This is a genomic window from Magnetospirillum fulvum, assembly GCF_900108475.1.
Taxonomy (GTDB): domain Bacteria; phylum Pseudomonadota; class Alphaproteobacteria; order Rhodospirillales; family Magnetospirillaceae; genus Phaeospirillum; species Phaeospirillum fulvum_A.
On record NZ_FNWO01000006.1, the window covers coordinates 244,316 to 258,618 of the forward strand.

The following is a 14,303-nucleotide window of genomic DNA, read 5'->3' on the forward strand; positions in this document are numbered from 1 at the left end:
GACAACAACGCCCCATGTCGGGAGGTGCCCAAATGACAACGACGATGATTGATCTGTTGGCGGAAGGAAACCGGACGGAGCCATCCGCCGCCGAAACGGGCTGGGCGCCGCATCCGACCTTTCCGGGGGTTCAGGTGAAACCGTTGATCCGGGGTGCGGCCTCTGGCGGAGCGTTCAGCACCCTGCTGGTCCGGATCGCGCCGGGCGGCGCGATGCTGCCCCACGCGCACGACGGACAAACAGAGCAGCATTTCGTGGTCGGTGGCGGCGGCACGGCCGATCTGGCGGGGCGGACGGTCGAGTATGCCCCCGGCGCGCTGATGGTGATCCCACGGGCGACCCCACACTCGCTGGAGGCCGGAGCGGATGGTATGGTGTTGATGGCGGTGTTCTCACCCGCGATCAACTGACCCGGCGCGGAGAGAGACGATGGTCGATCGGGTGTGCCATCGAGCGGATGAAAGCGGAGAGATCAGCTCCGTGCGGGTCGAAGGCGATTCGGCCGCCACGCCGTGGCACGCCCACCTTTCCCTGGTGCTGGGGCTGGTCGATCGCGGACACCGCACGCTGCATCTGCCCAGCGGACCGGTTGCGCTCGGCCCTGGTGACGGCTTTGTGATTCCGCCCGACACACCGCACGCCTGGGCGGCGGGGACCAGCGGCCAACACCGCGTTCTCGTCCTTGGCCCCCGCTTGCTCCACGATTCATTTTGGGCGGCGGGAGCAATCCGCGACCCGGCCTGGACCCAAGCTTTCGACCGCGCGTTCGCACGTGTCGAGACCGGCGGACCGTTGGCGCGGGCCGAGGCGGACTCGCTGCTGGGTCAAACGAGCCGCCTCGCCGGGGCGGCTGACGGACGGCGGTTGGTGCCCGGCCCGTTGCGGATGGCGCGACGCGAAGCGGTGGAACAGGTGGAGGCGCGGCTCGACCTCACCGAGCTTGCCCGCCGGGTTGGCCTCTCCCCTTTCCACCTGCACAGACTCTATCGGCGGACCTGGGGCTTGACCCCGGCCGAACATCGCCTGGAAGCCCGTCTGCGCCACGCCCGCACCCTGATCCTCCAGGGCACGACGATCGCCGATGCCGCCGCCGCGACCGGCTTTGCCGACCAGAGCCATTTCAGCCGAGCCTTCCGCCGCCTGATGGGAGTGCCGCCGGGGATGTGGGCGCGGCAGATTCGCCCCGCCCGCAGGCTTGGGCGGTAACATTGTTAGGTGGCTGTCATCCGGGAACGCCATGCGGGGCAACTCGAAGATTTGCCCCGCATGGCCTCGAAGAGGTGTCGTAACACCACCTCGCCGAACGGTTAGAACATAACAAGTACTTCTAGCAGAGACCGCCTCGACTTGGTAGAATCCACGCCGAAGCTCCCAGGGTAAGGTCGAGGCATGTCGCGCAACTCCTTTGTTTCACTCTTCTCCGGCGCGGGCGGACTCGACGTCGGCCTGGAGGAGGCTGGCTGGCGTTGCCACTACGCGTCCGACCTGGATAGCGATGCCGTCGAGACCCTGACTTTGAACAAGGGGCGGCGGCTGGCGCGCTCGGCCGCCCTGGAACACGCCTTCGTCGAACGCGCCGACGTGCGCCGCTCGACCGGCCGCGACATCCTGGCCAAAGGCGGGATCGGACGCGGCGACGTCACGCTGCTGGCAGGCGGCCCTCCGTGCCAGTCCTGGAGCAGCGCCGGGCACCAGAAGGGATTCGAGGACCCGCGCGGCCAACTCTTCGCCGACTTCGTCCGCCTTGCCGGAGAGATGGACGTTCGATGGCTGTTGTTCGAGAACGTCAGGGGGCTTCTGACCGCTCGCGGCCCGGACGGGGTGCCGGGAACAGCCTTGCACCTGATCCGCAGCCGGTTGCTGAACGAAGCCGGGTTCCAGACCTCCGTGGCCCTCCTCAACGCCGCCGACTACGGCCTGCCCCAGCGGCGAGTTCGCTTGTTTGTCGTCGGCTTTCGCACGGGTGACGTACCGCCGTTCCCCGTTGCCACCCACGCGAAGATTCCGGCCCCGGGCCTGACCTCCTGGGTGCCCCTGGGGCGTTGCCTCGCCTCCCTCGCCCCCCTCTCGGACGACGAGGTGATCCGCCCGTCCGGAAAACTGGCGACGGAGTTGGCCCTTGTGGCACCGGGATCGGGGGTGAAGAGCCCCGGCAAGGCCGAAACCACCCGCCCCGGCGGGCACTGGGGCTACAAGCAGGGGGCTTTCGTCGCCGACCTCGACCTTCCTGCCCGCACGGTCACCGCCAGCGCCCAACAAGACTGGGTGAAAGACCCGGCCCTGGGGTTGCGGCGGTTGTGCCCCAGGGAGTGCGCGGCGATCCAGACCTTCCCCGCCTCTTGGGTTTTCGCAGGCAACAGAACCAGCCAATACCGGCAGATCGGCAACGCCGTTCCGCCCGCGCTTGCCGAGCAGGTCGGCCGGGCTCTGCTTGACCACGTCGAAGCGCAACCGGCTGACATGGTCGCCCGCCACTCTACGTTGCTGCCCCTGCACGACCATTTGCTGAAGGCCGTCCACTACACCGCGAAGGAGGAGGCCCGCAACGGTCCCTCCCGCAGGGCCGCCGCCCCCAAGAGAGTTTCCAGAATCCCCGTCGCACACGCCAAGGCGATCTGATGCCCCAGACGGTGGAAAGCCTCAAATCCTTCCACGCAGCCAGGGCCGCCGAGGCCAAACGTCTCTACCAAGAGGCTCGCGACCCCGTGGAGAGCGCCAAGGACTGGCGGGCCGAGTTGCGCGCCGCGAGGCAGGTGCTGGCGAGGGCATTGCGAGCCTCCGACTACTTCGCCGACGTGGCGTCCGCGCTGCGCGAGAATGGCGGCCACATGCTGGCTTTGAGGCATGTCATGGCCCCGCCGATCAGCCAGGACCAATTCAAGCTGCTGTGTCCCGACTGGTCCAAAGGGAGCGAGAACAACGACAAGCCGGTGGCCCCGGGTGTGGCCGTCGCTGTCGCCGCGACTTTTGGCGCTTGGCGTGACCGCCACCTCACCCGATGGCTCGACACGGGACGGAGGCCGACCCGCGTCGAAATGCGGGAGATCCTGCTTACGTTGGCCCCGCTGATCGCCAACCAGACCGTGGCCACGAGTCGGCGCAACCGCCTCGCCGCCCGGCAAGAACAGGCGGTCGTGGCGCTGCTCGAACGGAAAGGGTGGGCCCGTCTTCCCAGCAGCCTCATCGACCGGCGAGCGGCAGTGCCTGAACGACACTTCATGCACAAGACCCGCTTCGCCACCGCGACGGCGGCCCCGCAGGAAGTGGACGTGGCGTGCGGCCTGCGGAATACCGTCGTCCTCGCGATGGAATGCAAGGTCACCAACGACGAGACGAACTCGGTCAAACGGGTGAACGACGTTCTTAAGAAGGCCGAGGCGTGGAAAACCCACTGGGGCAGCTTCGTCATAACAGCCGCGTTGCTGGACGGCGTCATCGCCGCGAAGGACGTTGAGCGCTTGATCGATGCCAAGGTCCGGGTGTTCTGGTCCCACGACCTCGACAGCTTCTCGGCTTGGCTGGACGACCAGTTCTGAGCCTCTGAAGCTCTCGCTTCGCGAGGGGGGCATCCGACGAGCCGCCCGCGGGGCGAATCGCGTCCACAGCCTGGGTGAGGCTGGGAGGATCGTCTCAAAAATGGGGAGAAGCTTTGGCGCACCCGACAGGATTCGAACCTGTGACCCCCGCCTTCGGAGGGCGGTACTCTATCCAGCTGAGCTACGGGTGCTACGCAGAAGCAAGGGGCGACACTGTATGTCAGGGTCGGGGCGGATGCAACGGTCAAAATGACAAACGGCAACCGCTCTTGTCGCATTGGCGCGGCGGGGCCATCTGGATCGGACGGGAACGACACAGGATCACAAGACAATGCGCGTTCATGAAACCGATGCGGTGGTGGTGGGAGCGGGACCGGTCGGGCTGTTCACGGTCTTTCAGTGCGGCATGGTCAAGGTTCGCTGCCATGTCGTCGATGCCCTCAGCCATGTTGGCGGCCAATTGTCGGCGCTGTACCCGGAAAAGCCGATCTACGACATTCCGGGCCATCCCCGCATCCTGGCCTCGGCGTTGGTCGAGCGTCTGAGCGCGCAGGCCGCGCCGTTCGAGCCGGTCTTCCATCTGGGCGTCACCGCCACCACCCTGACCGCCGAGCCGGACGGGCGATGGCGGATGGGGCTGGGCAACGGCGAAGAGATTGTCGCCCGTGCGGTGATCCTGGCCTCGGGCGGCGGGGCCTTTGCCCCCAAGCGGCCGCCGCTCGACGGGCTGGAGCAATATGAAGGAAGCGGCGTGTTCTATAGCGTGCCCCGGCGCGAGGCGTTTCGCGACAAGCGGATCGTGATCGCGGGCGGCGGCGATTCGGCGGTGGATTGGGCGATCTCGCTGTCCGAGATCGCGGCGAAGGTCAGCGTCGTCCACCGCCGCCCCCGCTTTCGCGCGGTCCCCGGTGCCGAGGCGGATTTGCTGCGGCTGGCCGAACAGGGACGGATCGAGTTGGTGATCCCGACCCAGTTGCACGCGCTGGAGGGTCATGACGGCCAGTTGGAAGCGGTGATCGTCGCGACGCTGGAGGGCGAGACGCGACGGCTGCCCGCCGACGCCCTGCTCGCCTTCTTCGGTCTGTCGGGCGATGTCGGCCCGGTCGCCGGGTGGGAACTGGCGATGGATGGCCATTGCGTCATCATCGACCCCGCCAGCGGAGCCGCCAGCCGCCCCGGCATCTTCGCCTGCGGCGACATCTGCACCTATCCGGGCAAGCTGCGTCTGATCCTCACCGGCTTTGCCGAAGCGGCCCGCGCCGCCCATTCCGTCCACGACGTCGTCCATCCCGGCGCGGCGCTGCATTTCGTCCATTCCACCACCGCCGGTGTGCCCGGTCCCTAGGGTGCGTTGACACTTACCGCATGAGACGCGCTGCTGGGAAAAATGGCGGGATGGAAGGAGAAAAGCGATGAGCATAGCGGCGCTATGGTCGAGTTTTTCGACGCACCCTAACGCAAACGGCGCGGCCGGGGGATATCCCGGCCGCGCCAGCCTCGGTGTCGCTTTGGCCGTTTCCGGCCCAGCGGCTGTGGTTACTCGCTCTTGTAGTTCGGCGCTTCCTTGGTGATCGACACGTCGTGGACGTGGCTTTCGCGCAGGCCCGAGGCGGTGATGCGGCGGAAGGTGCACCGGGTCTGCATCTCGGCGATGGTGGCGTTGCCGGTATAGCCCATGCCCGCGCGCAGACCGCCGATCAGCTGATGGATCACGGTGCCGACCGGCCCCTTATAGGCAACGCGGCCTTCGACGCCTTCGGGGACCAGCTTCAGCTTGTCGCCGACCTCGGCCTGGAAATAGCGGTCGGCCGAGCCACGCGCCATCGCCCCGATCGAGCCCATGCCGCGATAGGATTTGTACGAGCGGCCCTGGAAGAGGAACACGTCGCCGGGGCTTTCCTCGGTTCCGGCGAACAGCGAGCCCAGCATCACGCAATCGGCTCCGGCGGCGATCGCCTTGGCGATGTCGCCCGAATATTTGATGCCGCCATCGGCGATCACCTTGACGCCGTGACGGTGGGCGACCTCGGCCACCTCCATCACCGCCGACAATTGCGGTACGCCGACACCGGCGACCATCCGGGTGGTGCAGATCGTGCCGGGGCCGATGCCGACCTTCAGCGCGTCGGCTCCCGCCGCGATCAGGGCGGAGGCGGCTTCGGGGGTGGCGATGTTGCCGCCGATCACTTGCACCGCCGGGATCGCCAGCTTGATCTCGCGCACCGTGTCGATCACGCCACGCGAATGGCCGTGAGCGGTATCGACGACGACGACATCGACTCCGGCCTCGACCAGAGCCAGGGCGCGGGCAAAGCCGTCGGGACCGACACCGGTGGCGGCGGCGACGCGCAGGCGGCCCTTTTCATCCTTGGCGGCGTGGGGGTGGGCTTCGGCCTTTTCGATGTCCTTGACCGTCACCAGCCCGATACACCGGTAATCGGCATCGACCACCAGCAGCTTTTCGATCCGGTGCTGGTGGAGCAGCCGCTTGGCCTCGTCCTTGACCATGCCCTCGCGCACGGTGACGAGCCGATCCTTGGTCATCAGTTCGTGCACCGGCTGCGACGGGTCGGAGGCGAAGCGGACATCGCGGTTGGTCAGGATACCGGCAAGACGGCCAGTCTCGCGCTCGACCACCGGAATGCCGGAAATCTTGTGATCGGACATCAGCCGCAGCGCATCGGCCAGCGGCTGGTCGGGATGGATGGTCAGCGGATCGACCACCATCCCGGATTCGAACTTTTTGACCTTGCGGACTTCGGCGGCCTGCGCCTCGATCGACAAGTTCTTGTGAATGACGCCGATGCCGCCGTTCTGAGCCAGCGCGATCGCCAGCCGGCATTCGGTGACGGTATCCATCGCCGCCGACAGCAGCGGGATGCCGAGTTCGATCGAGGCGGTCAGCGAGGTCCGGGTATCGGCCTGAGCAGGCAGAACTCCGGACTCCGCCGGGACCAGCAGAACGTCGTCGAACGTCAGCGCTTCCTTGATGACCATGCCACCTCCGGGAGGAATTAGGTAAAGCCGGCGGACGGCCCCGCAAATGCGGACCGCCCCCGGTGCCGATATCGGCTGTGGAGACCCGTGTGGCGAGCCATCATACACAATCCGGCCTCGCTCTCAAGGATTCGACGCATCCCGTCGCGCCAGAGGGGGACCCATTTGTCGGGGTTGTGCATCGCCGCACCCTATCGTATAGCTTTCTCTGGCTCGAGGAATGACTGGTCCGGTCCATGGTCGGCCCCAGGAGACGCGAATGAGACTGTTCAACGCCGTCCTCAATTGCCCGCATTGCGGCGCAACCTGCGCGCATCGGGTCATGGCCTATGGCGACGGCACCGCCGTTGCGTGGTGCAGCGCCTGCCACAACCCGAAAGAATTGCTGGTCACCCAATTGCGCGAGAGGCAATCCCGCAAGCCGGACCAGGCGGCGGAATGATCCGGCGCGGTCCCGTCGCCGCCGCTCTGGCCCTGCTGTGTCTGGCCGGATGCGTTTCCGCCTCGGTGCCGTGGCGCCACCCCACCCTGCCGCGCGAGCAATGGGGACACGATTATTCCTCTTGCCGCCGTCAGGCCGAACGCGATAGCGGCTGGCGCGAGGACGACAATTCCAGCCCCAGCGCCTTTCGCGAATATGACCGCCAGCGGGCCAAGCGTCAGGCCGACGGATCGCTGGCCCTGTGCATGACCGATCTTGGCTATGTCCCGGCGTCGCGCGGCGAATCCGACCGGCGCTAATCCCCCCACCCGGCGCGATCGGCGGACCGAAGCCGGTCGCTGCGGATTAGGCTGGCCTGTCGTGATGTTGCAAGCCACAATGGTGCGGTGCAGGGAGAGGACCGGAACCATCGGGGCCGTATCCTCGAAATCCCCCGCCGGACCCAAACCCCGCCCCGGCCAGTGACGGAGTTTCCATGAGAATCAAACGGATGATCGTCGTGCTGGTCGCCAGCGGCGTGGTGTTCGGCGGTGTTCTGGGGTTCGTGCAGTTCCGCCAGAGCATGATCAAATCCTTTTTCGCCAATGCGCCGAAGCCGGTGCTGACCGTCACCGCGACCCCAGCCGTGATGCAGGACTGGCGCGCGGTGGTCCCGGCGGTCGGGACGCTACAGGCGGTCAACGGCGTCAATATCAGCAGTTCGGTGTCCGGTCTGGTGCGGTCGATCGGCTTCCAGTCGGGCCAGGACGTCCGCCGCGGCCAGACACTGCTGGCGCTCGACAGCGAGGTCGAACTGGGCGATCTGCGCAGCGCCGAGGCCGAAATGGCGCTGGCCCGGGTCACCTATAACCGCAACGTGTCGCTGCTGCGCTCGGATACCGTCAGTCAGGCCGCGCTGGACAAGGTCGAGGCCGAATTGAAGGTCAAGGCCGCCCGCGTCGCCGGGCTGCGCGCCACCATCGCCAAAAAGACCATCCTGGCCCCGTTCGACGGAACGCTGGGCGTCCGCAAGGTCGATCTGGGCCAGTATCTTGAACCCGGCGACACCATCGTCAACCTTCAGGATCTGTCCAAGATGCTGTGCGACTTCACGGTGTCGCAGAAAGACCTGGGGGTAGTATCGGTCGGCCAGACGGTGCGGATGACCACCGATTCCTGGCCGGGCGAAACATTCGAAGGCATCGTTGCCGCGCTTGAGCCCCAGATTGACGCCAAGACCGGGATGATCGGGGTCCAGGCCAGCTTCCCCAACACCCAGCGCCGCCTGCGTCCCGGCATGTTCGCCAAGATCGAGATCGCGCGGGCCGAAATCGACCGGGCGGTTACCGTGCCCAATTCGGCGGTGTCGTACAACCTGCACGGCGATGCGGTGTTCGTGGTGACGGAGACGGCCGGTGCCGACGGAAAGACCATCCGCGCCGTCGAACGCCGGGTGGTGCAGTTGGGTGACCGGCGCGACGGATTGGTGATGGTGCACAAGGGCGTCGAGGCGGGCGAGTTGGTCGTGACCTCGGGTCAGGTCAAGCTGCAAAACGGCAGCCTGGTCGAGATTGCCGCAACCGATCCGTTGAAGCCCGCCGCCGCCGCGACGCCCTGATCCCTCGTCCCTCGCACGCGGACACCAGACGCCGGCGCATGAGGCCAGAAGGAAAGACCACCATGTTCGACATCTTCATCAAAAGACCGGTTCTGGCGATGGTGGTCAGCCTGCTGATCCTCTTTATCGGCCTGCGCGCCCTGACCAGCCTGCCGGTGCGGCAATATCCGGCGATGACCAACACCGTCATCACCATCACCACCACCTTTCCCGGGGCCGACGCCGAACTGATCCAGGGCTTCGTCACCCAACCGATTCAGAAGGCGGTGGCCACCGCCGAAGGCATTGATTACCTGACCTCGCGCTCGCTGCCGGGCACGAGCATGATCAAAGCCTATATCCGCCTCAACGAAGACCCCGAGGCGGCGATGACCGAGGTGATGAGCAAGGCCAACGAGGTGCGCACCTTGTTGCCGCGCGGCATCAACGATCCGGTCATCAAAAAGGAAACCGGGCAATCCTTCGCCTCGGCCTATCTCGATTTTTCCTCCGACCGTCTCAGCCAGCAGCAAATCACCGATTACGTGATGCGGGTGGTTCAGCCCAAGCTGTCGGCGGTGCCGGGCGTCGCCAATCCCGAATTGTATGGCGGCCAGAAATTCTCGATCCGGGTCTGGATCGACCCGGAAAAGCTGGCTCAGTACGACCTCGGCACCGATGAATTGCGCACCGCGCTGACCAGCAACAATTACACCTCGGCGGCGGGCTCGACCAAAGGCTCGTTCGACGTCGTCAGCACCCAGGCCTCGACCGATCTGCGCTCGGTCGAGGAATTCCGCCAGATGGTGATCAAGCATGACGGAACACAGCTGGTCCGGCTGGGCGACGTCGCCAAGGTCGAGTTGGGGCCGGAAAGCGAGGACATGAGCGTCTTCGCCAATGGCAGCCGCGCCGTCTTTCTGGGCGTCTTCACCACGCCTGAGGCCAACCCGCTGACGGTGATCCGCCAGATTCGCACCCAAACCTTGCCCGAACTGGCCGAACAGCTCCCCACCGGCCTGACCGCGCGAATTTCCTACGATTCGACCCTGTTCATCGAGGCCGCGATCCGCGAGGTCGCGATTACCATCGCCGAAGCGGCGTTGATCGTGATGGTGGTGATCTTCTTCTTCATGGGCAGCCTGCGCTCGGTGGCGATCCCGGTGGTGACGGTCCCGCTGTCGCTGGTCGGCGTCGCGATTTTCCTGCTGGCGCTGGGATTCTCGATCAATCTGCTGACCCTGCTGGCGATGGTGCTGGCGATCGGTCTGGTCGTCGATGACGCGATCGTCGTGGTCGAAAACGTCCACCGCCATATCGAAGAAGGCAAGAATCCGATCGAAGCCGCCTTGGTCGGCACCCGCGAAATCGCCGGGCCGGTGATCTCGATGACGATCACCCTGGCCGCGGTCTATGCCCCGATCGCCTTCATGGGCGGACTGACCGGCACCTTGTTCAAGGAATTCGCCCTGACCCTGGCCGGAGCGGTGGTGGTGTCGGGTGTCATCGCGCTGACGCTGTCGCCGATGATGTGCTCGCGCATTCTGCGCCACGACAGCAACAAGGGCGGCCTGCCCGCGCTGATCGACCGCACCTTCGACAAGGTCCGCAACCGGTATGAACGCTGGCTGTCCGCCTCGCTCGACGACCGGCCGACCACCCTGGTTTTCGCCCTGATCGTGCTGGGCTGCCTGCCGTTCCTGTTCCTGGCGGTGCCGGCCGAACTGGCCCCCGAAGAGGATCAGGGGGTGGTGTTCACCTCCTATCACGGCCCCGCCTCGGCCAACATTGATTACATGGATGTGTTCTCGTCCGAGATCAACCAGAAGGTCCACGAGTTCCCCGAGACCGAGAATACCTTTCTTATCAATGGTATGGACGGAGCCAGTTCGGGCTTTGGCGGCATGGTCCTGACCGGCTGGGACCAGCGCACCCGCGCCGCCAAGACGCTGACCGCCGCCTATCAGAAGAGCCTCAACACGGTTTCGGGGGTCAAGGCCTCGGTGTTCCCGCCGCCGCCTTTGCCCGGCGTCGATGGCTTGCCGGTCGAGTTCGTGATCTCCTCGACCACCACCTATCCCCAGCTGAACGCGCTCCAGGAAGAGATGATCCGCCGCGCCCAGGCCGCCGGGATGTTCGCCTTCGTCGATTCCGACCTGAAATACGAAAGCCCGCAGACCAAGGTGGTGATCGACCGCGACAAGGCCGCCGCCTATGGCATCTCGATGCAGCAGATCGGCGACGCCCTGGCGACGATGACCGGCGGCAATTACATCAATCTGGTCAATCTTCAGGGCCGGTCCTATCAGGTGATTCCGCAAGTCCCGCGCGAATTCCGGCTCGATCCCGCCCAGATGGGCCGCTTCCATATTCGCGGCACCGGCGACACCGTGATTCCGCTGTCCTCGCTGGTCACCCTGCGCCAGGAGGTCCAGCCGGTCTCGCTCAACCAGTTCAACCAGTTGAACTCGATCTCGATCACCGCCTTCCCGATGCCGGGCGCGACCTTGGGCGATTCGCTCGACCTGTTGCGCAACATTGCGGCCGACGTGTTGCCCAAGGACGCCGCGATCGATTACGGCGGCCAGTCGCGCCAGTTCATCCAGGAAGGCAACGCCCTGGTGATGACCTTCGTCTTCGCCCTGATCATCATCTTCCTGGTGCTGGCGGCGCAGTTCGAAAGCTTCCGCGATCCGCTGGTGATCATGGTCTCGGTGCCGATGTCGATCTGCGGTGCGCTGATCCCGCTGGCGCTGGGCGTCGCCAGCATGAACATCTATACCCAGATCGGTCTGGTGACCCTGATCGGCTTGATCACCAAGCATGGCATCCTGATCTGCGAAGTCGCCCGCGAGCAGCAGATCCACCACGGCCTCGACCGCAAGGCGGCGGTGAAGGTCGCCGCCGGAATGCGGTTGCGCCCGATCCTGATGACCACCGCCGCGATGGTCACCGGCCTGCTGCCGCTGCTGTTCGCCAGCGGGGCCGGAGCGGAATCGCGCTTCTCGATCGCGCTGGTGATCGTCGCCGGGATGAGCATCGGCACCCTGTTCACCCTGTTCGTGCTGCCGGTGATCTATACCCTGATCGCGACCCAGCGCCACGTCGTGCCCGAGGCCGCGACCGAAGCATCGGCCGAGCATCCGGTATGAGTCCAGAGGAGATCCAGGCCCGCGTTCTTCACCGCGACGCCTCGGTGCTGGTGATCGACAAGCCCGCCGGTCTGGCGGTTCATGCCGGACGGGCGGGCGACGATCATCTTGGGCTTTATCTCGACGCCCTGCGCTTTGGCCTGCCGCGCTCGCCCGAACTGGCGCACCGGCTTGACCGCGATACCTCGGGCTGTCTGGTGCTGGGCCGCCATCGCCGCGCCCTGGCCCGGTTGGGTGAGATTTTCGCCCAAGGCGACGCCGAGAAGGTTTATTGGGCCGTCGTCGTCGGCCGCCCCCGCCAGGACGAGGGACTGATCGAACTGCCGCTGAAGAAGCGCGAGGCGAAGTTCGGCTGGCGGATGGAGGTCGATGAGCGCGGCGGCCTGCCCTCGGCCACCCGCTGGCGGCTGCTGGGCAGCGACGGGCGGCTATCCTGGCTGGAATGTCGGCCGCTGACCGGCCGCACCCACCAGATTCGCGCCCATTGCGCCGCGATCGGCCATCCGCTGGTCGGCGACGTGATCTATGGACGCGGCACCGGCACCCTGGCCGGGGACCGGCTGGCGCTCCATGCCCGCGCCGTCACCCTGCCATTCCAGCCAAAGCGACCGCCTGTGTCGGTCACCGCCCCGGTGCCGGACCATCTCCGCGCCCTGCTGAGCGGATGCGGCTGGACCGAAGAGGGTATTGCTATACTGGCGCCCCTTTGATCACCCGCACCGTTTCCAGGGTGATCAGCCCGCGCTCGCCTACCAGCGCGGTCAGCCGGTCGAGAAAGCCCTCGATTCGGTCGGGACGGTCGACGATCTCGACCACCAGGGGCAGATCGTCCGACAGCCGCAGGATCTTGGCGCTGTGCAGCCGCGACGACCGCCCGAACCCCAACGCCCCGCGCAGCACCGTTGCCCCGGCCAGACCGGCGCCACGCGCCGCCAGCACCACCGCCTCGTGCAGCGGATGACCGTCCTCGCGGTCGGATTCCCCCATATAGATTCGCAGCAACGCCGCCTCGTCCCGCTGGATCATCCCCTGCCCTCCTACCGATTGATCAGTTGGGCCGCGACATGGCCCAGCACCACCGCCCCCAGGCACAGCGCCAGCGATAGCCCGACATTGGCCAGCGCGGGCAGCCACTCGCCTTCCTGCACCAGCGTCAGGGTCTGGAGGCTGAAAGACGAGAAGGTGGTGAAGCCGCCGCAGACCCCCGCCATGAAAAAGATACGCCCCTCGGCGGGAACGAACCACCGCCCGTCCGGCCCGGTCAGGGTGGCGAACAGGCCGATCGCGAACGAGCCCGCGATGTTGATGACCAGCGTTCCCCACGGAAAGGTGCCGCCGACCGCGTCGGCGATCAGCCCCGACAGCCAGTATCGCAAGGTTCCGCCGATGGCGCTGCCAAGGGCGACGAAGGCATAGGCGAGCATCGGAACAGGCTCCTGGTGTGATGGCTCCCTGATTGCGCCTTGTCCTCCCGCGCGCCGGTTCGGGTCAACTGTAAATCGTACCAGGAACGGACTTGACGATGGTGGAGCGGTCGGACCACCCTGACCGCCGCTGTTTCCCCCCGGAGGTTTGCCCGTGAGTCCGTCTTGTCCCTATATTCTGCCCGATGCCGAGCTTGACCGCTTTTACGCCGAGGATGTGCCGTTCGGCGATCTGACCAGCCGGACGCTGGGATTGGGGCACCAGCCGGGGCGGATGCTGTTCCAGGCCCGCGGCGCGATGGTCGCCTGCTGCACCGAAGAGGCGGCCCGGCTGATCGAACGGGCGGGCGGACGGGTCGAGCGCTGTGTCCCCAGCGGCAGCCCGCGCCAGCCCGGCGACGAAGTGTTGAGCGCCTCCGGCCCCGCCGCCGGTCTGCTCGCCGCCTGGAAGGTAGCGCAGACCCTGGTCGAGACCGCTTCGGGGATCGCCACCGCCGCCGCCACCATCGTCGCGATGGCCCGCGCCGTCGCTCCCGGCATCGGTATCGCCTGCACCCGCAAGACCCTGCCGGGAACCCGCGCCGTCGCGGTCAAGGCGATCCTGGCCGGGGGAGCCTCGCCGCATCGGCTCGGTCTGTCGGACAGCGTGCTGCTGTTTCCCGAACACCGCGCCTTTTTCCCCGACCAGCCGCTTGACGCGATGATCGCCGAGTTAAAGGCCGCCTGCCCCGAACGCAAAATCGTCGTCGAGGTCACCGACGCCAAAAGCGCGGTTGCCGCCGCCGAGGCCCGCGCCGACGTGGTGCAATTGGAAAAATTCTCCCCCGACGCCGTTGCCTGGGTCATCAACGCGATCGGCAAGCGGGCCTGCGTCATCGCTGCCGCCGGGGGGGTCAACGCGGGCAACGCCGCCGCCTATGCCGCCGCCGGAGCCGACGTGCTGGTGACCTCGTCGCCCTATTGGGCCCCGCCCGCCGATATCGCGGTGACGATCACGCCTGCATAATAAGCTGCGCGGGATCGGACCCGATCCGCGCTGGCCCTCATTCGCCGGGCGCGGCCCATCCGGGCCGCTTGGCTCCGCGCCACGAGGCGCGCGGCCCTTCGGGCCTAACCAAACTGCATCAAAGAGCAGTTTGGTATAACAGGGCGCGGGATCGGATGGGTTTCGGGGGC

Annotated in this window: 14 protein-coding genes and 1 tRNA gene; 11 read left to right on the forward strand and 4 right to left on the reverse strand. The window is 66.4% G+C overall.

Annotation, left to right across the window (positions count from 1 at the left end):
* Positions 1 to 32 precede the first annotated feature (32 nt).
* The 4 genes from BLW40_RS09350 to BLW40_RS09365 all read left to right on the forward strand — a co-directional run bounded on the left by BLW40_RS09350 (position 33) and on the right by BLW40_RS09365 (position 3,536).
* On the forward strand, positions 33 to 410 hold the full coding sequence (locus BLW40_RS09350) for a cupin domain-containing protein (protein WP_074767967.1): 378 nt from the start codon (positions 33 to 35) through the stop codon (positions 408 to 410).
* A 19-nt stretch (positions 411 to 429) separates the two neighbouring features.
* Positions 430 to 1,206 carry a helix-turn-helix transcriptional regulator gene (locus tag BLW40_RS09355; RefSeq protein WP_074767857.1) on the forward strand — a complete coding sequence of 259 codons (777 nt, stop codon included), beginning with the start codon at positions 430 to 432 and terminating at the stop codon, positions 1,204 to 1,206.
* Positions 1,207 to 1,389: 183 nt separating this feature from the next.
* On the forward strand, positions 1,390 to 2,619 hold the full coding sequence (locus tag BLW40_RS09360; RefSeq protein ID WP_074767859.1) for a DNA cytosine methyltransferase: 1,230 nt from the start codon (positions 1,390 to 1,392) through the stop codon (positions 2,617 to 2,619).
* Positions 2,619 to 3,536 carry a XamI family restriction endonuclease gene (locus tag BLW40_RS09365; protein ID WP_074767861.1) on the forward strand — a complete coding sequence of 306 codons (918 nt, stop codon included), beginning with the start codon at positions 2,619 to 2,621 and terminating at the stop codon, positions 3,534 to 3,536. The genes BLW40_RS09360 and BLW40_RS09365 overlap by 1 nt, the downstream gene beginning before the upstream one ends.
* Positions 3,537 to 3,650: 114 nt before the next feature.
* Here BLW40_RS09365 and BLW40_RS09370 read toward each other — a convergent pair.
* Positions 3,651 to 3,727 (reverse strand) — tRNA-Arg (locus BLW40_RS09370).
* 140 nt (positions 3,728 to 3,867) lie between these two features.
* Here BLW40_RS09370 and BLW40_RS09375 point away from each other — a divergent pair.
* Positions 3,868 to 4,881 carry an NAD(P)/FAD-dependent oxidoreductase gene (locus tag BLW40_RS09375; protein ID WP_139305547.1) on the forward strand — a complete coding sequence of 338 codons (1,014 nt, stop codon included), beginning with the start codon at positions 3,868 to 3,870 and terminating at the stop codon, positions 4,879 to 4,881.
* A gap of 191 nt (positions 4,882 to 5,072) precedes the next feature.
* On the opposite strand, the gene guaB is transcribed toward BLW40_RS09375, so the two are convergent.
* A complete protein-coding gene (gene guaB / locus BLW40_RS09380; RefSeq protein WP_074767863.1) occupies positions 5,073 to 6,533 on the reverse strand; it encodes an IMP dehydrogenase in 1,461 nt (486 codons plus the stop codon).
* A 259-nt stretch (positions 6,534 to 6,792) separates the two neighbouring features.
* Here guaB and BLW40_RS17390 point away from each other — a divergent pair, with 259 nt between their 5' ends.
* The 5 genes from BLW40_RS17390 (at position 6,793) to BLW40_RS17395 (ending at position 12,413) form a co-directional block, all read left to right on the forward strand.
* Entirely contained in the window at positions 6,793 to 6,975 is a 183-nt protein-coding gene (locus BLW40_RS17390) for a hypothetical protein (RefSeq protein WP_139305548.1), read from the forward strand.
* Entirely contained in the window at positions 6,972 to 7,274 is a 303-nt protein-coding gene (locus BLW40_RS09385; RefSeq protein ID WP_074767865.1) for a hypothetical protein, read from the forward strand. The genes BLW40_RS17390 and BLW40_RS09385 overlap by 4 nt, the downstream gene beginning before the upstream one ends.
* Positions 7,275 to 7,450: 176 nt before the next feature.
* Positions 7,451 to 8,572, forward strand: a complete 1,122-nt coding sequence (locus tag BLW40_RS09390; RefSeq protein ID WP_074767867.1) for an efflux RND transporter periplasmic adaptor subunit — start codon at positions 7,451 to 7,453, stop codon at positions 8,570 to 8,572.
* Between the two features lie 62 nt (positions 8,573 to 8,634).
* Positions 8,635 to 11,703 (forward strand): efflux RND transporter permease subunit, encoded by a 3,069-nt coding sequence (locus BLW40_RS09395; RefSeq protein ID WP_074767869.1) that lies wholly within the window; start codon positions 8,635 to 8,637, stop codon positions 11,701 to 11,703.
* The gene (locus BLW40_RS17395) at positions 11,700 to 12,413 is read left to right on the forward strand and encodes an RluA family pseudouridine synthase (RefSeq protein ID WP_074767871.1); all 714 of its coding nucleotides are present in this window, start codon (positions 11,700 to 11,702) and stop codon (positions 12,411 to 12,413) included. The genes BLW40_RS09395 and BLW40_RS17395 overlap by 4 nt, the downstream gene beginning before the upstream one ends.
* Here BLW40_RS17395 and BLW40_RS09405 read toward each other — a convergent pair.
* Both BLW40_RS09405 and crcB read right to left on the reverse strand, forming a co-directional pair.
* Entirely contained in the window at positions 12,394 to 12,729 is a 336-nt protein-coding gene (locus BLW40_RS09405) for a DUF190 domain-containing protein (RefSeq protein ID WP_074767873.1), read from the reverse strand. The genes BLW40_RS17395 and BLW40_RS09405 overlap by 20 nt on opposite strands.
* Before the next feature lie 11 nt (positions 12,730 to 12,740).
* Positions 12,741 to 13,127 (reverse strand): fluoride efflux transporter CrcB, encoded by a 387-nt coding sequence (gene crcB, locus BLW40_RS09410; RefSeq protein ID WP_074767875.1) that lies wholly within the window; start codon positions 13,125 to 13,127, stop codon positions 12,741 to 12,743.
* A gap of 154 nt (positions 13,128 to 13,281) precedes the next feature.
* Between crcB and modD the strand changes: the two genes are divergently transcribed.
* Positions 13,282 to 14,133 (forward strand): ModD protein, encoded by an 852-nt coding sequence (gene modD / locus BLW40_RS09415; protein ID WP_083386716.1) that lies wholly within the window; start codon positions 13,282 to 13,284, stop codon positions 14,131 to 14,133.
* Positions 14,134 to 14,303 lie beyond the last annotated feature (170 nt).